Source organism: Flammeovirga sp. OC4, assembly GCF_000812565.1.
Lineage (GTDB): Bacteria > Bacteroidota > Bacteroidia > Cytophagales > Flammeovirgaceae > Flammeovirga.
Genome location: NZ_JTAM01000005.1, coordinates 250,555 through 272,270 on the forward strand (window position 1 = coordinate 250,555; position 21,716 = coordinate 272,270).

Here is a 21,716-nt window from a genome sequence, read left to right on the forward strand (position 1 = left end):
AAAGGATAATAAAAATAGTAAACTACTCCTTATAAGTAAGTAGTTCCACTTTTTCTCCATCAAATGTTGCGTATGTATCATAAGAGAGCCATTCACCTGTGTTAATATATTTACCACCTTGATCCAAATCTAACTCAAGAGGTAAGTGCCTATGACCAAAGATATAATAATCTCTGTATTTTTTAGACTGTTGTTCCTGACAATAGACCCAAATAAATTCCTTCTCCTTACTAATGAAGCCATGTTCTTTCTTAGCTCCAGAAGCTCTGCTATGCCTTGACCATGCTGACGCAATACCTATTCCAATAGTAGGATGTAAAAATCCGAATAACCATTGACAAAGCTTGTTGGCAAAGACCTTTTTCAAAAACTTATAACTGTAATCTCCAGGACCTAATCCGTCACCATGACCAATATGGAACTTCTTACCATAGATCTCAACATCAATAGGTTCTCTGATAATCTTGATTCCGAATTCTTTCTCAAAGTAATCAAACATCCACATATCATGATTACCAGTAAAAATAGAGATCTTGATGCCTTTGTCTACCAATTCAGCTAATTTCCCTTGGAATCTTAAAAAACCCTTTGGTATAGCGAAACGATACTCAAACCAGAAATCAAATAGATCTCCTATTAAATAAATATGATCTGCGTCTTTGGAAACCATATCCAACCATCTGCATATCTTTTTTTCTCTTTTTTGACTTTCTTCTAGAGAAGGAGTTCCCAAATGGAAATCAGAAGCGAAATATACTTTACCCATGCTTCAAAGTTAAGAATTAAGAAGGAAGTAAGAAGAATGATTAAACCTATAAAAATCATTTTTCAAACAAAAAAAACCGACTTTCTGATGTAGAAAGCCGGTTTTGTATTTCTTTGGTAAAAAGCCAAGATAAAAGATTAGAATCTTTTCTCTCTAACTTTAGCAGCCTTACCATAACGACCACGTAAGTAGAATAATCTTGCTCTTCTTACTTTACCTTTTCTCAATACTTCGATTTTATCGATGCTTGGAGAGTTTAATGGGAAGATACGCTCTACACCAATTCCACTAGAGATTTTACGTACAGTAAAAGTTTCTCCTAAACCACCTTTGTTACGGCGTTGGATTACAGTACCTTGGAACTTTTGAACACGCTCCTTGTTACCTTCTTTAATTTTTACGTATACTTCGATTGTATCTCCTGCGCCGAAAGCGGGATGTCTCTCCATGTTAGATGAGAAATCCTTTTCAACTTTTTTAATTAAATCCATTGTGATAAGATTTATCGTACAAAAATTTTCGAATTGCAAAGGTAAAAAGAATATCCTTATAAAGAAACTATCCTTCTATTTTTTATTAAGTATGCTTTTCTCTTTAGGTATATTGACAAAAGTTGTAAAGAATAAGGCTTCATTCACCCAAAAAAAGCAAGATAGATGTACGTAATGTTAATTTTATTAAGTTTTATTTACAAAAACGCATAAATACTTACATCACAAGCAGTTAGTTGCATAATTTCTGTAAATTATAGTACTATTCATTTATAATTGCCTTACCAACCAAGTAAAACAATACAAAAATAGTCTACAAAATAATTACAAACTGAACGAGCCGAACCCTTTATACTATGGAAAATGACCTACTAAAGCTATACGATGATTTTACATTAGGCGTAGCCGCCTATCAAAGAATTTCGCCCAATACATACAAAATCTACTATATCAATAAAGTAGGTGTATTGTTGGATCGTTTTAATCTAAATCATTTGGGTAAATATCTACACGAAGTTTACCCTGAAATCGTTTCTTTTGGATTCATTGATCAACTTGAAGAAGTTTTTGACAGTGACCAAGAAATGACAATTCCTTTTCACGCTTATGAAAAGCCTGATGGAGAAATACTCTACAGAGCGAATAAGTTAAAGAAAATTGGAACTGACCTTATTCTGAATATCTATAATGATGAATCAGAAACTTATTCGTATATCCGAGACATGAAAGATAACAACCAAAGACTGAATAAAGCTTTGGATCTAATATCACATGATATTCGTGGTGAAGTTACTACTTCTCTTGGACTCATTGAATTACTCAAACAAGAATTTGATGAGACAAATGACGTGGAAGCGTCTTTGCAAATTATACAGAGAAATATGGAAAATATTGATTTTAAGATCCATGCATTAGTGCATCTACTCTTCGAAAAGTCAGATCAGATGAACGATATGAAAAGTTGGGATAATAACTCTTCTCCATATCGTTAAATCCGTTTATAAAAAAAGCACCCTTTTACTTACGCATCAGTAAAAGGGTGCTTTCTGTTTTATGGAATCCTTCCAAAATCGCTAAAATGCCACTACAACTTACTTAAGTCAGGTTAAAGCAAAGAACGGTAATATCATCCTCTTGCTCTTTGGCAAAATTTTCTGTAATGTATTTATCAAAACTTTCTTTCCAAGACTCATGATATCCATTATAAAAGCCTTTAATCAACCCTTCTAGCGTGTTATGCCCTACAACTTCTCCCTTCTTGGTTTTATGATTGACAAAACCATCCGTAGATAAAATAATCACATCATCAGAAGAAATATCATATTCATAATCTTTATAAGGGATCGATGCTTTAGCACTTACTGTTTTACCAATTGATCTATCAGAACTTTTCAGTGGTATGGTGCCATTTTCATTGACGATGTAACCAATTCCACTGGCTCCAGAGTAAATAATATGATGGTCTTCAATGTACACAATTGACATATTACAGCCTCTTTCATTGAGGTTGCTGTAATAATTAAAGTTATCTCTTATGTATTGATGCAGTTCATAGATCAACTCTGTAGGACTAGAAGGTAGCCTTTGAAGTGTGTCAAGATAAGATGTAATCACTGTTCCCAACAGCATTCCTGTCAACCCTTGGTTATAACAATCTATCATTGCAACGATCGTTGTTCCCATAAAGTTATTTACATAATAATAATCTCCCCCAACAGTATCTTTAGGTTGATAATAGATATAATATTCTGCAAAATAGTCTTTTAAAATTTTATCTGAAGGGAGTGTATTTAACTGTATTTTAGAAGCATATTCAATACTTGTTTTAATGGCTTCCAAACTATTTTCTGCTTTTATTTTGTCCAATTCGTGCTGTTGTTTCTCAAGCTTTTCATTTTTGATTTCCTGCTCCTGAATTGCAATAATTTCTTCCTGTTGTTGCTTCAGTTCTTCCTCTTGTTGTAAGATTTCATTTTGATGATCTCTTAAAATATTTTCTGCTTCATCACGCAGCTTATTATAATTCGTAATTGTGATGAGTACATCCATTCCTACACCGATAATAATAGCAAAAGTGAAGATATGAATATTAATACTGCTCACATCTAGTGGAGGAAATGGATTCAATCCTAAAATTCCAATTACAAAAAGTGTTACAATACACACAAATGACGCCGTAGCAAAATATCTCCCAACTTTGGCCCCGAAGGAAAGATAAGCCGACATAATTGGTGACAAGAAAAAATAGATGACAGGTGAAAAAATCCCTCCTTGTACTATACAGAAAGAAAGTACAATAATTGTTATATACACATGTAGTATATAGTTTTTCAGTTTTTTATTGTAAGGAATAAAAAGCAATGGAGCGTAAATCAACGTATGAACTCCAAGCATTACAGCTTCCCTATGTAGTCCTAATGGAATATCTACAAAGATAAAACCGATCAACATGTATAAGATGAGTTTTAACTTCGTAGCCAAAAAGTTATTCTGATTATTCATTTAATTAAAAAACGTAGTGTTTAATGTAGCCTGATAAATAAGAGTTCAACCTTTTAAGCACATTATACAATACTTCTGACTACCCACACATCAACCTTTTTGAATGATAATTTGTAGTGAAAAGAAGTCCACAATAATAAGTTCGTTAGTGAATAAGTTTGACTTTGTAGCATATAAAACTACAATATGTGAAGTCGATGAAATATGATATAATTCCTGAAAGCCTGATTCCGCTACAAAGGAATATATTTTCATTGGTTCACAATACTTTAGAGCGCTAATGTTTCTTAACAACACACACAACAGTAAAAGAATCTCTATTGTTATATTGTTGACTAAGTTCTCGTTAACTCCAATCGACCTTTCTATAAGCTTTTCCCTTCAAATCTAAAGACACCAATAGCATCAATTTTATCCTGTTAAATCATCAGAAATATCCTGATTTCTAACCACCATAAAAATTAAAATGAAAGAGTGTTTATTATGTTAGGTTAAAACACATCACTGTAATATCATCTTCTTGTTCTTTCTTGAAATACTCAGAGATATACTCATCAAAACTTTCTTTCCAAGTATGTTTATATCCTTGATAGAAATCTTTGACAATCTCTTCCAGCACTTCACGTCCTATCACCTTGCCTTCCTTAGTTGTATGATTGACAAAACCATCTGTTGACAACACAATTACATCATCTGAGTTAATCTCATATTCTTTATCCATATAAGGAATAGAATTAGGGTCATTGTTCGTCACACCAACAGACCTGTCAGAACTCTGAAGTCTTACGACTTCTTCATTCTTCACAATATATCCAATACCATTGGCACCAGAATAAACAATATGATTGTCTTCTACATATACAATAGAAAGGTTACTACCCTTATTATTAATACTACTGTAATAGTTGAAGTTCTCTCTGATATATTGGTGCAATTCATAAATCAACTCTGAAGGACGGTCAGGCAGTGACTGCAAAGTATCTAAGTAAGAAGTGATCACCGATCCCAAAAGCATACCTGTCATACCCTGATTAAAACAATCAATCAACACCACTACCGTAGTACCTCTAAAACTATTTACATAATAATAATCTCCGCCTACAGTATCTTTAGGTTTGAAATAAATATAATATTCTGCAAAATAGTCCTTCAATACTTTATCACTAGGCAAAGTATTCAATTGAATTTTAGAAGCATATTCAATACTCGTCTTGATCGCCTCTAAACTATTTTCTGCCTTGATTTTATCGGATTCATACTGCTCCTTCTCTCTTTTTTCATCAATGATCATTTGTTCTTGTGTAGCAATGATCTCTTCCTGCTGCTGCTTTAACTCCTCTTCCTGCTGTAATATCTCATTTTGTTTTTCTCTTACAATAGTTTCAGCTTCATTACGAAGTGAATCATAATTGATGATCGTAATAATTACATCAACTCCAACACCAACAATAATAGCGTAAGTGAAAATTTGAATATTCGAGGATGCATCATCCAAATTAGAGAAGGGAATTAAATCAAAAAGTCCTAATACAAAAAGTAATGTTATACATCCTAAAACAGCATAAGCAAAACGTTTACCGACTCTCCCCCCAAAGGAAAGATAAGAAGACATAATAGGGGAAAGGAAAAAGTAAATGATTGGAGATGAAACCCCTCCTTGAACAAAACAAAGAGAGAAAACCATAAACAAAGAGTAAACATGCAAAACATAGTTTTTCACTCCTTTATTATAAGGAATATAAAGCAACAAACCGTAAACAACGGAATGAATAGCAAGTAACTTAGCTTCATTGTAAAGCCCTAAAGGTATATCTATAGGTATAAAACCTACAAGCAAGAACATAATGAGATTTAACTTTGAGGTCAAAAAGTTATTCTTATTCTCCATTATTTTTAAAAGTAATATCTAAATAGTTTAAAAAAGGGTATACTTTTCACACAAATCATTATAAAAAAATACTGCTTATTCTCCTTCTCTAGAAAGAATCTACGAGATATAAGCACAATAATTTACTGAAAGTCGCACATTGAAATATTCTGAAAAGTAATAGAAATTAAAGCTTAATAGTTTAAAGTATTATACAAATTAAATAGTTTTTCTTCGATTTTCCGTATTACAATCAAACATAATGCATAAAACAAAGCTTACAGACTTGATTTACTGAATGTTAGATAACATATAATTTTATCAGCTATACGATGATTACAAGTTACGTAATAGGGTTCGTGAGGACGTTTTACTAAAACATCCCGACAGTATTTTAGAAGATAATTATAAACTCCTTGTCTTTTGACCTGTAATTAGAGAATCCATTTAGTACTACCTCCATCGGCCTTGAAGAGAAAAGCGTTAAGAATTTCATGGATTGAGCCGTTAAAAATGATTTTGCTGTTTGAGCATCTCAAAACGATGAAGTTTTGATCGAGTTATCCTTTCAATAGGCGAGAGGAATGAAATTTAGCTTTTTGCTTCGTTTTTGTGTTAAGACAAAAATGACAAAGAAGGAAGCTTGAAAGCAGATCCTATAAATACTTACAGGAAAATAGGTTGAAAGTTTTTAGCAACTATCAAAGTTCATTTCTACACATAAACAAAGACTGCATTACCAAATCTCTGGAATAAGTACTTTACGGTGTGTAGGATAATCTTTAAACGTTTTCAGGTACCACTCGTGATGATCTCTTGCTCTTGGAATCAAATTAGCCAATGTCCATACTAAAAAACTTAAACTTGCCACACTCGGTACCATCAGAAAGAACCCAGTCCATTCCACAATTTCACCGAATAAATTAGGTGAACTTAGACGATTGAATAAAAAACCTTTGGGCACAACATAGTGCGTTTCTCCTGGTTTTCTTAAGTTCAAAAGAATGTTGTCAGACATAATATTAATGTACATTCCTCCTCCGAAGAGCACCACTCCAATTACAAATAGTGGAAGCGAAAAATAAAACCACTCACCTCCTAGAAAATAACCGTTGAGTGTTCCGTTGATACTATTGAAAAACATCGCAGAACCAACAATCACCAATGGCATTTTTTTCTTTTTATTCGACATTCTAAATGGAAATATAAAGGTGCGATTGATGTAATGTACAGTCCAAAAAGTAATACCAACTTTTGCCACCCAAGAAGCCTCTAATCCTCCAGAAGTAATAAAACTAGTCCACAAAGTAATAGGCGAAATGATTTCCATAAAAAACCATCCCCAAGTGTTTGAAATTACAGGCCCCCAGTCTGATCGAGTGTGCCTTCCAAATGGAGCCACAACTTTAAAGAAGAAAAGAATACAAAATGTAATCAATGCTACATTAATCCAACCCCAACCAATGACTTCGAACAACTGCTGATCCATAACGAACAATTAAAGACTGAATAATAACTTCTTATACAATCAATTTAACATTTTCTTACCAAGAAAACCTAATTCCAGCGGTACCACTTATCCAAAAAAGACCAATATCAGTTTGTTCAGAATAAAATGAGGGAGGTGCTGAATATTCATTGTTCTGAATAAAAGGATCATAGTTTACGCTAGGTCCTGCAGTAATGGAAATCCCCTTCCAAATCGGCTGTTCGTACATCAAACTCCACTTCACAAAACGATGTTCAAACTCAGAAGTAGCGTCGTTATAATTACCATGCATTCCTACCTCTGTCAGCAATCGTTTGAAAAGATAAGCACCGAAGCCTATCCCAAAATGATATCCTTGATAACCGTCCAAGTACCCTGAATTGAAAATGCTTGTCCCCACTTTATAATAATTGTAGAATTTTCTTGTACCGGTCTGAAATGACAAATTCAACATACTAAATTCATCCAAATGATAACTCACGGAATGATAGCCATTTTTATAATAGCTGAACAGACCAATAGGCAAACCTTTTGCTCCATCATTGGCTACGTTGATCAAACCGATTTGCACTCCTTTTAAAGTGTCTGCAAAATTATAAATACCTGCAACCTGCATTCCTTTTATTTCACCAGAAGTATGGTTATAAATACCCGATACCTGCCAACCAACCACTGAACTAGAATAGTTCGCTATCCCTGACAGTTGCATTCCTTTAATGTCTTTCTGATTTGTGTTCAAAATGCCACTTACCTGCGCTCCCTGTATTTCTTTGGCATAACTATAAATCCCACTTAGTTGTAAACCTTTCACAAAAGTTCGAGTGGCACTTGTAATTCCTCCAACTTGAACACCCTTTACATTTTCCCTCACCACATTATTAATACCGCCAATTTGAACACCAAAAACAGAATCAGCTACAATATTTGTAATACCGCCGACCTGCATACCGTTGACTTCTCCCATATTGTAGTTGACAATCCCACCAATTTGAGCGCCTGTCACATTTCCACCTACAATATTACTAATACCACCAATTTGGACTCCCTGCATATGGAAGCGGTTGATGTTTACTAATCCACCGATTTCAACCCCTCTATCTACACCTGCTGAATAACCAATAAGAGTATTAAAAGAAAGACGGTTGGTATAAGAACCTCCAAGGAAATTACTGTTACTTAAGAAAGGAACCAACGTGAATTGTGCAGTTCGATGCTCTATGTATTCAATACTATTCGAAATGATATCCACCTTTTTAGGCACAAATCGCTTTACAATGTTGAGTTGATGAGGATTTTGAGTGGATAAAGTAAGATCGGAATCAATAGGATTGGAATTATCGTTATAAGGAGATAGAGCCACATTATAAAGCACTTCATTCTCATCATCTCCAGGGTTAAATTGTACCATGGTATCATAAAAACCACGATTACGGAAATAAACACCTTTTTGCATCCTTTCCAACGGTACTTTTAATGCATAATACCCCATACTGTCGGTAAGGGTTAATACCTTTTGTGATTCATCATAGACAACCACATTCTGAAGGCCCATTCCTGTAGAAGCATCCACTACTCTACCATTTAGCAAAATATCTTCTTTCAGACGCTGTAACTCTTCTTTTGTTTTTCTTTTACGCTGATCAATTGGACGAATTGTAAGGGAAAAAGCTTCACGGATAATCACGTGCATACCTATCTGCTTGAACTCGTAGTTATAACCTAGAATATCAATTAATGCTGCTTTTACGGTGACATTTTGCCCTTTGAAATTGACCTCTTGGGTCAAATCCAGAATGGAGGGATTATAGGAAAACGAAAAGCCACCTTGATCTTTGATTTCATCTAAGGCCGCTTCCAATGTTTGTTTTTTGATCTCAATACTAATAACACGTTGAAGTAAGTCTCCCTCTTCGTTATTAGCAAAAACTGGATGTATTAGTAAGGAAAGGAAAAGAAATAGAATAAATAATCGGTGTTTCATTAATCGATATAATAGGCTTTATCACCTGTTTTTTGAACTTGTAAATTTAAAGTAGCTTGTAGGATTTCGAAAACCTCTTCGATGCTGTTTTCTTTAAAATCTACGGTTAGCTTTTTAGAGTTCAAACTTTCTCTATTTACACTAATATTTACCTTATAAGCACTTTCCAGCGTAGAGATTACTTTCGCAAAAGAAGTATTATGAAAATTTAATGCTTTGGTTTTCCAAAATAAGTTGTTCATCGATACATTTTCCTCTTTATAAGGCATAGCACTATTGGCATCAATTGCCCCTTCTGAGTTCTTTTCTAACAAGACAAAACTCTCTTCTTTCGGCGATGATACCGCTTCAAGTTTTACCAACCCTTCCGTTACGGTGACAACAACATCCTCTGCCGTTGCTTTTACATTAAATTTTGTTCCCAAGACAGTTATATCGCCTTTTGATGTATGCACAATAAATGGTTTATTTTCATCATGAGCAATCTCAAAATAGGCTTCCCCATCTAATGTTACTTCCCTACTATTTCCATCAAAAGAGGCTACGGATAAAGTAGAATTACGATTAATAGTAATATCAGAACCATCTTTTAGTGTTTGCAGTGCAGCCTGTTTTGGTTGATACACCTCTACTGCCACAAAAGCATCCTCATCTACTTCTTCTTTTGAAGTATAAAAATTGATACCCACTGCCAATAAAACAATAGCAGCAATCGAAGATGCAATCCTTTTCCATGGTGTGAATTGGACTTCTTTAGTGGTGTTTTCCTCAGCCGCGATGGCTTCATTCATTCGATTCCACGCTTTGTCCACATCCACATTCATCTCTGGAATAGAGGCCGTAAGCGTGGCCTCCCAAACCTTCCGGAAGGATTCGAAAGTAGCTTTATTTTCAGCTGAATCGTCGATCCAAAGTTTCACTGCTCTTCCCTCCTCTTCTGTAGTTTCTCCAAGAAGATATTTAGTCAATAAAACTTCATCTATGTTATTATTCTTTTCCATAATCACTGATATGACACTTCACTTTTAATTTACCCCTATAGGAAGGTTAGAAATTTTTCAAAAAAAATAGAATTAAGATTGTAAAAAATCCGGTAAGCTCCGACCTCAAATATTTTAAGGCAGAAGACATCTGATTTTCAACTGTTTTAACACTGATATTCAGTTTCTTCGAAATTTCAGCGTACTTCAGTCCTTCAAAACGAGAGAGTTGGAATATTTCTTTCCTCTTTTCGGGCATACTGTCAATGCTTTCGCGAATTTTCAGATCCAATTCACTACTTTCCATGGTATCTACCTCATATTGTGATGCATCATTGATAGCTTCCTCATTATAAGATTTATATTGTTCTTTGACTTCAATATGTCGTATAACATTCAATGATTTATTTCTAACCGCTCTATACAAATAGGCTTCAATTGAAATATCAATCTGTATTGTTTCTCTATTTTCCCACAATTTGAAAAGGATATCATGTACCACATCTTCTGAGGCTTGAATATCTTTTAGAAATGTATTTGCAAAAGCACATAGCTTAGGGTATTGCTCCCTAAATAATTTTTCAAATTTATCTTTTGTAATGATTTCTTCTACCAAAATATAGTTTTTGTAAAATGGGATATTAAAACACTTTGCTTAATCACAAAGATGCAACTAATTGAAAGTAGATCAAAAGTAAGTTTTTCAAATTAAAAACTTTCTTAAAACAAAGAATAAAACAGCCTTTTCAATATCAAAAACAGACATCTAATAAAAAAAATACTTTTTTTTCAATTTCGAATAGGGGTATTTCTCTATTGAAAGGTCATACTATCGAAGCTCACAAAATGAGCATAACATTGAACTTAATTTTAAAGACAAAATGAAAGAAATAATGTTCTCGATTATTGCTGCCAATATAAGTATAGAAAACACGACTTTGTTTAATTTATCAAGGCGTCAAAACTCTTAAGTCTCTGGATTGAATTCAATTTTAAACAAAAAAAACTAGTATGGGTTTTACATTAATCTATACTACATCAGTACATCTATTTAAAAATGAAAAAGGTAACACATAAAAGAAGCTTCAATGAAGCATTTCAAATCGCTTTAAATAATCATTCTCTTTTTAATCAAGAGACTTTTGATCAAAACTACCAAGCTCTCCATCAACGCATTGAGTCATCCTATCAAAATAATGCGTCCAATAATCGCTCATTTCTGCTCAAAACCTTAAATAGTTCAATTTCAAAAAGTTAGATGAACTCAAAATGAACAAATTCACGATAACTTATAGATAATGAGCAAGTTAATCACCAACAAACTCACACCATTGTGAATAAAGTCAAAATTAATCCAAAATAAGCTCCTGATTTTCAATCCATTTGTGAATATCTCGTAAAGAATTGTGAATAACTCTAGGCCTAAAATCTAAGTTATTCACTGCTTTTTGATGAGAAATAGGACTTTTAAGCTCTAAAAGTGTATTAATTGAATATGAGTTAGTTGGAAGTGGTGATTTTGAAAACTTACCCACAAAATCAGTAAAAGTTGCCAACATTTTCATGACCGGTGTTGATAACTCAATAGGACTTATTAACTTTTGTGCAATATTCCCATATATTTTTGCAATTTCTGGAATGGAATAGTAGGTATTACCCAAAATATATTTTCCTTCCACTTGATGTTGTACTGCAAAAATACAACTTTTTACGACATCTTTAACATCTACTACATCAAAGCCTCCTTGGGTTAACATTGGAAGATGGTAAGAGTGGATCAAACGAAAAAGCTGATTGAAACCATTGAAGTAGAAATCTCCTCCACCAATAATTGAAGTGGGATTTAGAATTGTAATTTTTATTCCACTTTGCTGACTTAAGTAACGCTCCATTTGTGCCTTGGAATAGTCGTAACTTCTATTTTCATCTTTTACCAAGGCAGCCGTTTCATCAAAGACACCAGTAGTTGGCACTTCCATACTATGAATTGAACTGATGAATATAAAGTGTTTGACTCCTGCCTTTTTTGCAGTTTCAAACAGATTTTTTGAGCAAATGTAGTTCACATTAATGACATCTTCATTGACACCATACTTTGGATAAACCACTGCTGCACTGTGAATAACTGTATCTACTTTATTCACAAACTGTTGAAGACTATGTTGATGAGTTAAATCTCCTACGATTTGTTCTACATTGCTGAGTCTGTTTGTTCTCTTTCTGACAAGTACGCGGTGCGGCATATTTTCTTTTTGAAGGTATTTATGCAACACATACCCCACATGTCCGGTAGCTCCTGTTAAGGCTATCATAACGCTGTTACGATTTATTTTTCAATTCGATCATCACCTTAGGTGACATCCCATAGTATTTCTTAAAAGCATCAGAAAATTTAGAAATACCTTTAAAACCTAAGTCTTGTGCTACCTCTGTCACTGTCTTTTTTTGATGAATCAACATATTTCTTGATTCATCCATTCTCAGTTGTGTATAAAACTGATAAAGAGGTTTCCCGAATTCGGCTTTAAAATCCCGAATCAACTTTGATCTACTGATACCAAACTCGTCACATATTTCCTCTAATGAAGGAGGCTGAGATAAGTCTTTTGAAATAAATTCTCTGATGGCAAAAAGGCGTTCTGTATCAAATGAGTCTAACCTTTTAGCATCATTGACATCACGTTTGGTTAAAAACTCAAAGATCTGTCCCAGAATAAAAATAGATTGACTGTAGACCACAGACTTGTACGAAATACTATCTCTTTCCACCTCAAAAATTTGATCCATAGCGGTAGCTATTTCATAAGTAGGAGACTCAAAAAACAACCAAGGTTCGGGGTTATGTATCAATTCTTTTATTTCATGAAAGCGATCTCCAAAGTAATCATCTAGCAAGTTTTTTTTGATCATCATGGTGACCCACTGAGCATTTGTTCCGATACCACCGTAATTGATGACTGACTTCCTTAGATTAGAAATCATCAAGCCTCTTTGTTTACCAGGACCAAAAATCTCTATTTTATTGTCTGTTTCATAAATATGCTTGATGTCACCATCTCTCAATAACATGATATAGATAAAGTCCGCATCACTTTTAGGGTGATGCCTTACTCCTACCTCTTTCTCAATCACACAATCGTGTACTATAATTTTGATATCATTCAGTAATGTAAAAAAATGATAGTCGATTAACCCATACTCTGATTGCGTTTTAATTCTTTTTCCATTGAACGTTGTACCTGTTAAGGTTGCAATTTGATTTGGAAAAGAGGTTTCATCATTATGGTCTACATTGATTATTTTATCTTCATTTATTGTCATTCGGCAACAGTAATTTCTAATTTTAGGATTTAGTTCTGTACATAAAAATAGTCACAAACCATGAAAATCATCTCATTTACTAAAATCAAGAAAGGAAAACCTAAGAAAAAGGCAAAAACAAATGAGGATAAACTGACAAAATTGTGGTTTGAAGTACAAAAAAAGAAAAAGCGAAATGCTTTACTGACAAAGGAAGTTCACTTAATGCTTACAGCTTATCAAGAACACCTTGAGGAAGTAGCCTCTTCTCGTTTCACTACCTTATATTCTTTTATTGAACGAATGCTTTTTTTAGGGAAAGAAGCGAAACTGACGAATAAAAACCATCAGCTGTTCCAATTATTAGTACAGCATTATCTCGTAGAAGGCTTGCAATCTCCATTTGCCAAAACATTAAAGTTTGATCAGTTGATTCCGGAATTTCAAATGCTCGCTGAAAACGCTTCTTCTAAAAAAACAAAATCCCAAAAGAGGAAGGAAAGAATTGAACACATCAAAAAACAATTGAAATTAAAGTCAAGATCTGAGGAGATAGAACACTTGTTTACCGATAACGATTGGGAAAAAATGATTGAAGACGATCATCAAGTTCAAAAAATATTTGAGGAGAAAGTACAACCCTACTTATTGAACAAACAACAAAAGCAACTTCAAAAAGAAGCATTTCAGAAAGCAGACCAAAAAGAGAAAACTACAATAAATTATACTTCTGTTCATTCACTCTATAAAAAACTAGCCAAGAAATTTCACCCTGACTTAGTGACAGGTGAACAGGAAAAAGAAGAACGACACCACCTCATGTCCATCATCACTGAAGCGAAAAACAAGGAAGATATTACAACGTTATTGGACCTGTACAGTACGCACTTTACAGAGGACAAAATAGAATTTAAAGAGGAGGAGTCCGAAAAGTTGCTACAACTCTTAGAAAAACAAGTGAAGGAATTGGAAGAAGAAAAAGAGAGAATTATTGGCGGGCCTAAAGAACATTACATTTATAATCTCTTTGTTGGAAAATCAGGAAGCGGTATTGAACGCGAAGCTTTACATTTGAAAGTGAGCGAAAAACATAAACAACAACAACTAGAAGCTCAATTAAATGAATTAGAAACAATTGAGGATTTACAAAGTTTATTGTTGAGGTATGATTATTAAGCATATATATCAATTCAATTATTATGAGAAAACTACTCTTAAAAACACACTTTAAATCTGTTATTTTATTAGGGTACCTACTTGCAGGTTCACTTTTAGCTTCTGCTCAAGACAGAGTAACAGGGCACACTTTTGCAACCCGTTCAGAAGTTTTAGCTCAAAATGGCATGGTGGCCACTTCTCACCCTTTAGCCACTCAAGTGGGGTTGGATATTTTGAAGAAAGGTGGAAATGCAATTGATGCAGCCATTGCAGCCAACGCCACTTTAGGATTAATGGAACCGACAGGCTGCGGTGTAGGTGGTGATATTTTTGCGATTATTTGGGATGCAAAAACACAAAAACTCTATGCCTTAAATGGAAGTGGCCGTTCGCCTAAAAAATTGACCTTGGAGTATTTCCAAAAAAATAACTATTCAAAAATACCTGCTTTGGGGCCTTTGCCTGTTAGTGTTCCGGGTACCGTAGATGGATGGTTTGAGATGCACAAAAAATTTGGAACAATGGAGATGAAAGAAATCCTTTCGCCTGCTATTGATTATGCCGAAAAAGGTTTCCCTCTCACGGAACTGATTGCTTGGTATATGGAGAAATCGATTCCAAGGTATCAAGCCAAAGGTTTCCCCAATATTGAAGACACTTACATCCAACAAAACGGCGGCACACTACCTGGAGAGGGTGACATCTATAAGAATCCCTATTTAGCCAATACATATAGAAAAATTGCTGAAGGCGGAAGAGATGCGTTTTATAAAGGAGAAATTGCGAAAACGATTGGATCATTTATCAAAGATCAAGGTGGTTTTTTAAGTCAGCAAGATCTTGAAGCACATCATTCGGAGTGGTTGGATCCTGTTTCTATCAATTACAGAGGATATGATGTATGGGAACTTCCTCCTAACGGTCAAGGTATAGCAGCACTTCAAATGTTGAAAATTTTGGAGCAATATGATTTTTCTAAAATTCCTTTTGGCAGTGCCGAACACCTCCATCTTTTTACAGAAGCTAAGAAATTAGCTTTTGAGGATAGAGCAAAGTACTATGCTGATATGGATTTCTATGATGTTCCTTTATCAACACTATTGTCTGAAAAGTATGCCGTGGAAAGAAGTAAGGAAATCGGTGAACGAGCTTCTACTTATGAAGCGGGTAAAATCAGTGCCGGTGAAACGATCTATATGACCGTAGCGGACAAAGAGGGAAATATGGTCTCTTTGATCCAATCCAACTATAGAGGAATGGGATCGGGTATGGTTCCTCCAAAGTTAGGCTTTATGCTACAAGACCGCGGGGAACTCTTCTCTCTTACCGAAGGGCAAGCGAATACTTATGAACCGGGTAAAAGGCCATTCCATACCATCATTCCTGCTTTTATCACCAAAGATGGCAAGCCTTATGTTTCTTTTGGTGTGATGGGAGGTGATTTCCAACCTCAAGGACACACGCAAATTGTAATGAACTTAATTGATTTCAGTATGAACCTACAAGAAGCTGGAGACGCACCACGCTGGGATCATACTGGCGGTGCTGCTCCTACAGGTGAAACCACTGAAAATAAAGGAATGATCAGAGTGGAATCAGGTATTCCTTACGAAACAGTAAGAGGATTAATGGACAGAGGACATCAAGTTGGTTTTACGAGAGGTGCTTATGGTGGCTATCAGGCTATCCTTTGGGATGATCTCAAAAAAGTATATCATGGGGCAAGCGAGAGTAGAAAAGATGGACAGGCTGCGGGGTATTAATGAAAGTACCTTTTATAATAAAAAAAGAACACTGCCTGTAAGCAGTGTTCTTAATACTCAATAGAGTTAGAAATAACGTTCTTTATTATCTTTCTGTTCTTGAGATATTCCCAAAAGGTGACTCTACCACCAAACCTTCAGGATCTATACTTTCTTCTGAAGTTTGTGGATCACAACTCACCGACAACAACGATAAAAGTGTAAGAGATAAAATTGCTAAAAGACGTTTCATAATTAGTTGGCGTTAAATGGAAATAATTGTTTTAAGAAATGGACTTGCTTACCATGTTTCAAGTGTTAAGCGTTAGCGTCACTTGGAACTGCTTATTGGCGAAGTCTCCCGACTTCGAAATGAATGAAAGTGTAGCATTTATATTCGAAGTCTGGAGACTTCGCCAATGTATCATCACAAGTATCGGCTTAACACTTGCGATATAAAAAGAAAATAGAAATCAGTGTTTTATCCTTGATCTCTACTAACACTACCAATCGGAGATTCTACCTCCAAACCTTCAGGATCTATACTTTCTTCCGAAGTTTGTGGATCACAACTTACCGACAACAACGATAAAAGGGTAAGAGATAAAATTGCTAAAAGACGTTTCATAATTAGTTGGCGTTAAATGGAAATAATTGTTTTAAGAAATGGACTTGCTTACCATGTTTCAAGTGTTAAGCGTTAGCGTCACTTGGAACTGCTTATTGGCGAAGTCTCCCGACTTCGAAATGAATGAAAGTGTAGCATTTATATTCGAAGTCTGGAGACTTCGCCAATGTATCATCACAAGTATCGGCTTAACACTTGCGATATAAAAAGAAAATAGAAATCAGTGTTTTATCCTTGATCTCTACTAACACTACCAATCGGAGATTCTACCTCCAAACCTTCAGGATCTATACTTTCTTCCGAAGTTTGTGGATCACAACTTACCGACAACAACGATAAAAGGGTAAGAGATAAAATTGCTAAAAGACGTTTCATAATTAGTTGGCGTTAAATGGAAATAATTGTTTTAAGAAATGGACTTGCTTACCATGTTTCAAGTGTTAAGCGTTAGCGTCACTTGGAACTGCTTATTGGCGAAGTCTCACGACTTCGAAGTGTATGAAAGTAAGGCATGTATATTCGAAGTCTGGAGACTTCGCCAATGTATCATCACAAGTGACGCCTATCGGCTTAACACTTGCGATATAAAAAGAAAATAGAAATCAGTGTTTTATTCTTGATCTCTACTAACTCTTGCAATCGGAGATTCTACCTCCAAACCTTCAGGATCTATACTTTCTTCTGAGGTTTGTGGATCACAACTTAGTGTCATAATAGACAATAACATCATAGATAAAATAGCTAGGATTCGTTTCATAATTAGTTAGCTTTAAATTGTTTTTGAAATAGTTTACGCACTCAAAAGTAAAAGCATTTTTAATAAAAACAAATACTCTAAGAGGTTGATTTATAATGCCCAATAAAAAAACAGGCTACCTTATCGTTTCAATAAGATAGCCTGTTTCTATTTTTAACCACTCCAATTACTATACAGATACTTCTGCTTTGATATGTGGATGTGGATCGTAATCTGTCAATTTGAAATCTTCGAATTTGAAAGAGAAGATATCTTTCACCTCAGGATTGATTTCCATTTTTGGTAATGATCTGAAATCTCTTGTCAACTGTAATTTAGCTTGATCAAGGTGATTATTGTAAAGGTGGGCATCACCTAAAGTATGTACAAAATCCCCTGGCTCTAAATCACAAACTTGAGCAATCATCACAGTCAGCAAAGCATAAGAAGCAATATTAAATGGAACACCCAAAAATACATCTGCACTTCTTTGGTACAACTGACATGAAAGTTTACCGTCTGCTACATAAAACTGGAATAAAGCATGACAAGGCATTAAAGCCATTTCGTCCAACTCCCCTACGTTCCATGCAGAAATTACCAAACGTCTTGAATTAGGGTTCGTTTTGATTTCATTGATCAACCAAGAAATTTGGTCAATTGTTTTTCCATCAGCACCAGCCCATGAACGCCATTGTTTACCATAAACAGGACCAAGTTCACCATTTTCATCTGCCCATTCGTTCCAGATTCTCACACCATTGTCTTGAAGATACTTTACATTTGTATCCCCATTCAAAAACCATAATAGCTCATGGATGATAGAACGAAGGTGTAACTTCTTAGTCGTTAAAACTGGAAATCCTTCTGATAAATCAAAACGCATTTGATGACCGAAAACTGATTTTGTACCCGTTCCGGTACGATCTCCTTTCTCAGCTCCTTCCTCTAAGATTCTGTTTAATAATTCGTGGTATTGTTTCATTCTGCTCTCTTAAAAATTCGAATGCAAAAGTGCATCATTTCCTTTCGATTACCAAATTATTAACACCATCAAAATAATAATCCGTACGAGCTGCACCACCAAGAGATAAATACGACAATGTGCTGTCGTCATATTTTTGTGTTCCTCTGAGTACTTGTTCTCCTTTTAGTGTGAGGTAATATTTACCTTCTTTCTGTTCGATCAAATCCAGAGAAAGTCTTTTGATGATATTTTCATATTGCAAATCCCCAAAACCTTCCCATGTTTGTCTACGGAGTAATTTCCCTATCAGTTTAAACAAGGTCAGTGGTTCGTCATTCAAGTATTTCAAAATTCTTCTTTCCAGTTTATTTAACCCAGAGGCTGGATTTGGGAAACGTTCAAGATGTGCTATCATTGCTTCTTTTAGATAGGCAAAGTTGACCGGGTGTTTATTGATCATACGAAGAAAATCCTTTAGATTATCGCTCGTGTACTTCTTCCAAAATCGTGAAGCGTATTCAAGGTCGTTCTCCGATAGCAACAATCTTTCATTGAAGAGCCTTGGGTAATCATTAATTTTATATTCTCCTAGTCCTTTGTTCTTGTCTGTATTGATGATAGAAATCTTATCGTACACAAAGCTATTTTGAGTAATAAAAGCCAATATAGCCATAAGATTCACCTGACAGAATAAGTCGTTTTCAAACCAAAGTACAATTTCATCTTCGGGTTTTAAGTAATTAAGTTGTTGTAGCTCATCATGTAAAATACGAGCATATTCATCGGAAGAGATATTAAAATTAGAATTCAGGAAGCTTGTTCTTGATTCAAAGAAAGACAGAGTGAACAGTGGTCCAAAACAGTCTCCTTCTACGAGCATTTCCCTGAAAACTATCGAAGTACCTTCAAAGTGATTCTTCTTCCAGATTTCAAAACTACTATCGCCATTTAGTATGTGATAAATCATAAGCAAGCATTAATATATTTACATTGAAATGGTTTAATTGTTACAAATATCGCAATTTAAAACTATTAACATTGAATAATTAGAGTCAAAATTAGCTATTTTGGTATATTTTTCATATAATGCATATCAGGACGTTGATATTAAAGTATCATTTTTTGTGTGCGTTCTTTCTAGGTAACTTATAACTTATACAACGACTATCATGAGAGCATTAACGAAAAAAGAGCAAGACATCATTGCCATCCTTAAGGCGAGTCTGCGTGAGTCAATGAAATTTGGTTTTATAGCAGAATATATGAGTGTTGTCTTACCCGATCATAAAGCATTAGCAGAAAGTGCATTGGCAAAATTATGCCCGCATTCTGGTGCTCAGAAAGAGAAACTGACAAAAGATGATGTGAGCATTATTCGTAAAGTGATGGAATTCATTACTGAACCTAATACTCCTTTTGTGAATATTATTCACCCTTATCATAGAAGTTTGGCTTTAGAATATCAAAATACGTGGCTTTATAACCTATCTGAATTAGGTACACCCATGTCCACTGTACCTTCATATCTAAAATAATTAAAGGTGACATGTTTAGGAAGTCAGAGCTTCCAAACATGTTAACCGTATTGAGGATTTACATAAACGCTCAATCCTCTTAAACGTGTCTTGTATTGATGGCTTATCTCTTCTCGTAACAATTCAATTTCAGCCTTTCGAAATTGTAAATCTCTTTTCAAGATGGAGATATTTTTGGCATTAAAATAGGCTTTCAACAAACCTAATCCCATAAAAAACTTAAATTGAATGCTAATGAGCGTTGGTGGAGCCTGAGTCATAATTATGGCTACAACTTCTAGAATAATGATAGCTTCAACGATGCCTATTACCGTTTTTGTAAGGTAATGATCAAAGCAATAAGCCCCTATCAAAAGTGCCAGAATCATAAGGATATACACTCCAATTAGAGAATAGTTTTCGGTTGAATAATGATTAAAAATATCGTATAAAGGTGCAACGATCATTAGCGCCAACATGGCTCTATTGACCAAAATGTTATTATTGAGCTTTTGAAACAAATTGAGTAACCTGTTTTCTTTCTCTATAATTTTTTGCTGAGTCTGCATGAGCAAAATAGTTTTTGAAAGGTAAAGTTTAAAGAACTATAAATCAATAAGTAATATTCATTGAGTTGATAGAATAAGTTAACAAAATATACTTTAAATTCCAATGGCAATTACAAAACAAAAGTAGCAAAATCACTTACTCTATTATTCTCCTGACCAGAAAAGTAAAATAGTCATTACCCCTCTTTTGGAATAATGACTATTTGAGTAGATTCTGCGAAAAGAATCAAACCTATCTATTTATCTTCATTTTGCAGTTTACGCTGACGTTTTCTTTCTTCAATGGCATCCAATTTCACCTGTAATTCTACAGCATCTTTTGCAGCCATATAAGCTTTGATAAGTCCTGATACAATCGCTACTTTAATCAATAGCCCGAAAAATGAGAGAGAAGCCCCAATCAAAAGTCCTAAGACTTCCAAAGTCAAATAAATCGCTAATCCTGCTAATACTGCTTTTTTGGGCATTTTTGTCACCAAGAAACCTAAAATAGCAAAAGAGACCAAAATGATAGAATACAATACCACTACAAAACTAATGTTTGCTGAAAGTCCTCCGAAGATGCCAAAGAGTTGAGTAGCTGCAATAGCGAAAAGGATTATTCTTCCTTGTTTCAACTTTTCCTTGCATTGAAGCATTAAGTTGTAATTGATTCTTTCATCATGTTTGTCCAACTTTTCTTGTTGTGTAAGCGTTGACATAAAATTTTTTATTAATAGTTTGCTAAAAATAGGATACAGAACTTACACCGCTCAAAAGTTGGGTTTCATTAATAACAGGGTCCGTTTACTTTTTGAGAAATGCATGTATAAGTACCGTAACACGTAATAATTTTCTTGAAGATAATTATCTCATTTCAAAAAACATAATGAAAAATAGGTTTCCATTAGCCATCAAATTCCATTGCTTTCACTTAAACCCACTACATTGTAAACTAAATTATCGTCAACTTTCAATTGATATTTATACAAGCTTTTTATGTTCTACTTTCAAGCTGCCTTCTTCTTCATTTTTGTCTTAACACAA

The 21,716-nt window shown here is 34.5% G+C and carries 23 protein-coding genes; 5 read left to right on the forward strand and 18 right to left on the reverse strand.

The genetic code is table 11. The annotated features are described in order from the left end of the window. Positions 1-22 precede the first annotated feature (22 nt). Both PL77_RS06280 and rplS read right to left on the reverse strand, forming a co-directional pair. A complete protein-coding gene (locus PL77_RS06280) occupies positions 23-766 on the reverse strand; it encodes a UDP-2,3-diacylglucosamine diphosphatase (protein ID WP_044202908.1) in 744 nt (247 codons plus the stop codon). Positions 767-903: 137 nt separating this feature from the next. Next, positions 904-1,257 (reverse strand): 50S ribosomal protein L19, encoded by a 354-nt coding sequence (gene rplS / locus PL77_RS06285; protein WP_044202910.1) that lies wholly within the window; start codon positions 1,255-1,257, stop codon positions 904-906. Positions 1,258-1,613: 356 nt separating this feature from the next. Here rplS and PL77_RS06290 point away from each other — a divergent pair, with 356 nt between their 5' ends. Beyond that, a complete protein-coding gene (locus tag PL77_RS06290) occupies positions 1,614-2,249 on the forward strand; it encodes a hypothetical protein (RefSeq protein ID WP_044202913.1) in 636 nt (211 codons plus the stop codon). 103 nt (positions 2,250-2,352) lie between these two features. Here PL77_RS06290 and PL77_RS06295 read toward each other — a convergent pair whose 3' ends face one another. The 6 genes from PL77_RS06295 to PL77_RS06320 form a co-directional block, all read right to left on the reverse strand. After that, positions 2,353-3,759, reverse strand: a complete 1,407-nt coding sequence (locus PL77_RS06295; RefSeq protein ID WP_082026423.1) for a PP2C family protein-serine/threonine phosphatase — start codon at positions 3,757-3,759, stop codon at positions 2,353-2,355. Positions 3,760-4,240: 481 nt separating this feature from the next. Beyond that, positions 4,241-5,647 (reverse strand): PP2C family protein-serine/threonine phosphatase, encoded by a 1,407-nt coding sequence (locus tag PL77_RS06300; protein ID WP_044202918.1) that lies wholly within the window; start codon positions 5,645-5,647, stop codon positions 4,241-4,243. A 715-nt stretch (positions 5,648-6,362) separates the two neighbouring features. Then, a complete protein-coding gene (locus PL77_RS06305) occupies positions 6,363-7,115 on the reverse strand; it encodes a hypothetical protein (RefSeq protein ID WP_044202921.1) in 753 nt (250 codons plus the stop codon). A 55-nt stretch (positions 7,116-7,170) separates the two neighbouring features. Further along, entirely contained in the window at positions 7,171-9,096 is a 1,926-nt protein-coding gene (locus tag PL77_RS06310) for an STN domain-containing protein (RefSeq protein WP_044202922.1), read from the reverse strand. Then, on the reverse strand, positions 9,096-10,097 hold the full coding sequence (locus PL77_RS06315; protein WP_044202925.1) for a FecR family protein: 1,002 nt from the start codon (positions 10,095-10,097) through the stop codon (positions 9,096-9,098). Before PL77_RS06315 ends, PL77_RS06310 begins: the two co-directional genes overlap by 1 nt. A 46-nt stretch (positions 10,098-10,143) precedes the next feature. Then, positions 10,144-10,692 (reverse strand): RNA polymerase sigma-70 factor, encoded by a 549-nt coding sequence (locus PL77_RS06320; RefSeq protein WP_052444215.1) that lies wholly within the window; start codon positions 10,690-10,692, stop codon positions 10,144-10,146. A 441-nt stretch (positions 10,693-11,133) separates the two neighbouring features. Between PL77_RS06320 and PL77_RS06325 the strand changes: the two genes are divergently transcribed. Beyond that, positions 11,134-11,334 (forward strand): hypothetical protein, encoded by a 201-nt coding sequence (locus PL77_RS06325; protein WP_044202927.1) that lies wholly within the window; start codon positions 11,134-11,136, stop codon positions 11,332-11,334. Positions 11,335-11,425: 91 nt separating this feature from the next. Here PL77_RS06325 and PL77_RS06330 read toward each other — a convergent pair whose 3' ends face one another. Both PL77_RS06330 and PL77_RS06335 read right to left on the reverse strand, forming a co-directional pair. After that, positions 11,426-12,388, reverse strand: a complete 963-nt coding sequence (locus tag PL77_RS06330) for an NAD-dependent epimerase/dehydratase family protein (protein WP_044202929.1) — start codon at positions 12,386-12,388, stop codon at positions 11,426-11,428. 7 nt (positions 12,389-12,395) lie between these two features. Beyond that, the gene (locus PL77_RS06335; protein WP_044202931.1) at positions 12,396-13,397 is read right to left on the reverse strand and encodes an AraC family transcriptional regulator; all 1,002 of its coding nucleotides are present in this window, start codon (positions 13,395-13,397) and stop codon (positions 12,396-12,398) included. Between the two features lie 60 nt (positions 13,398-13,457). On the opposite strand from PL77_RS06335, the gene PL77_RS06340 reads away from it, so the two are divergent. Next, positions 13,458-14,552 carry a hypothetical protein gene (locus PL77_RS06340; RefSeq protein WP_044202933.1) on the forward strand — a complete coding sequence of 365 codons (1,095 nt, stop codon included), beginning with the start codon at positions 13,458-13,460 and terminating at the stop codon, positions 14,550-14,552. A gap of 23 nt (positions 14,553-14,575) precedes the next feature. Next, a complete protein-coding gene (ggt, locus tag PL77_RS06345) occupies positions 14,576-16,297 on the forward strand; it encodes a gamma-glutamyltransferase (protein WP_044202935.1) in 1,722 nt (573 codons plus the stop codon). Positions 16,298-16,382: 85 nt separating this feature from the next. Here ggt and PL77_RS31720 read toward each other — a convergent pair whose 3' ends face one another. The 6 genes from PL77_RS31720 to PL77_RS06355 all read right to left on the reverse strand — a co-directional run bounded on the left by PL77_RS31720 (position 16,383) and on the right by PL77_RS06355 (position 19,574). Continuing rightward, the gene (locus PL77_RS31720; RefSeq protein WP_156152268.1) at positions 16,383-16,529 is read right to left on the reverse strand and encodes a hypothetical protein; all 147 of its coding nucleotides are present in this window, start codon (positions 16,527-16,529) and stop codon (positions 16,383-16,385) included. A gap of 228 nt (positions 16,530-16,757) precedes the next feature. Beyond that, entirely contained in the window at positions 16,758-16,904 is a 147-nt protein-coding gene (locus PL77_RS31725) for a hypothetical protein (protein ID WP_156152269.1), read from the reverse strand. A 228-nt stretch (positions 16,905-17,132) separates the two neighbouring features. Then, complete coding sequence (locus PL77_RS31730) at positions 17,133-17,279, reverse strand: hypothetical protein (protein WP_156152269.1); 147 nt, start codon at positions 17,277-17,279, stop codon at positions 17,133-17,135. A gap of 235 nt (positions 17,280-17,514) precedes the next feature. Continuing rightward, positions 17,515-17,661, reverse strand: a complete 147-nt coding sequence (locus PL77_RS31735) for a hypothetical protein (RefSeq protein WP_156152270.1) — start codon at positions 17,659-17,661, stop codon at positions 17,515-17,517. Between the two features lie 169 nt (positions 17,662-17,830). Beyond that, complete coding sequence (locus tag PL77_RS06350; protein WP_044202936.1) at positions 17,831-18,625, reverse strand: thymidylate synthase; 795 nt, start codon at positions 18,623-18,625, stop codon at positions 17,831-17,833. A gap of 34 nt (positions 18,626-18,659) precedes the next feature. Further along, on the reverse strand, positions 18,660-19,574 hold the full coding sequence (locus PL77_RS06355; RefSeq protein WP_044202937.1) for a hypothetical protein: 915 nt from the start codon (positions 19,572-19,574) through the stop codon (positions 18,660-18,662). A 202-nt stretch (positions 19,575-19,776) separates the two neighbouring features. Here PL77_RS06355 and PL77_RS06360 point away from each other — a divergent pair, with 202 nt between their 5' ends. Then, positions 19,777-20,142, forward strand: coding sequence for a hypothetical protein (locus PL77_RS06360; RefSeq protein ID WP_044202938.1), 366 nt, complete (start codon positions 19,777-19,779; stop codon positions 20,140-20,142). A 41-nt stretch (positions 20,143-20,183) separates the two neighbouring features. Here PL77_RS06360 and PL77_RS06365 read toward each other — a convergent pair whose 3' ends face one another. Next, a complete protein-coding gene (locus PL77_RS06365) occupies positions 20,184-20,690 on the reverse strand; it encodes a hypothetical protein (RefSeq protein ID WP_044202939.1) in 507 nt (168 codons plus the stop codon). 236 nt (positions 20,691-20,926) lie between these two features. Then, the gene (locus PL77_RS06370) at positions 20,927-21,391 is read right to left on the reverse strand and encodes a hypothetical protein (RefSeq protein ID WP_044202940.1); all 465 of its coding nucleotides are present in this window, start codon (positions 21,389-21,391) and stop codon (positions 20,927-20,929) included. Positions 21,392-21,716 lie beyond the last annotated feature (325 nt).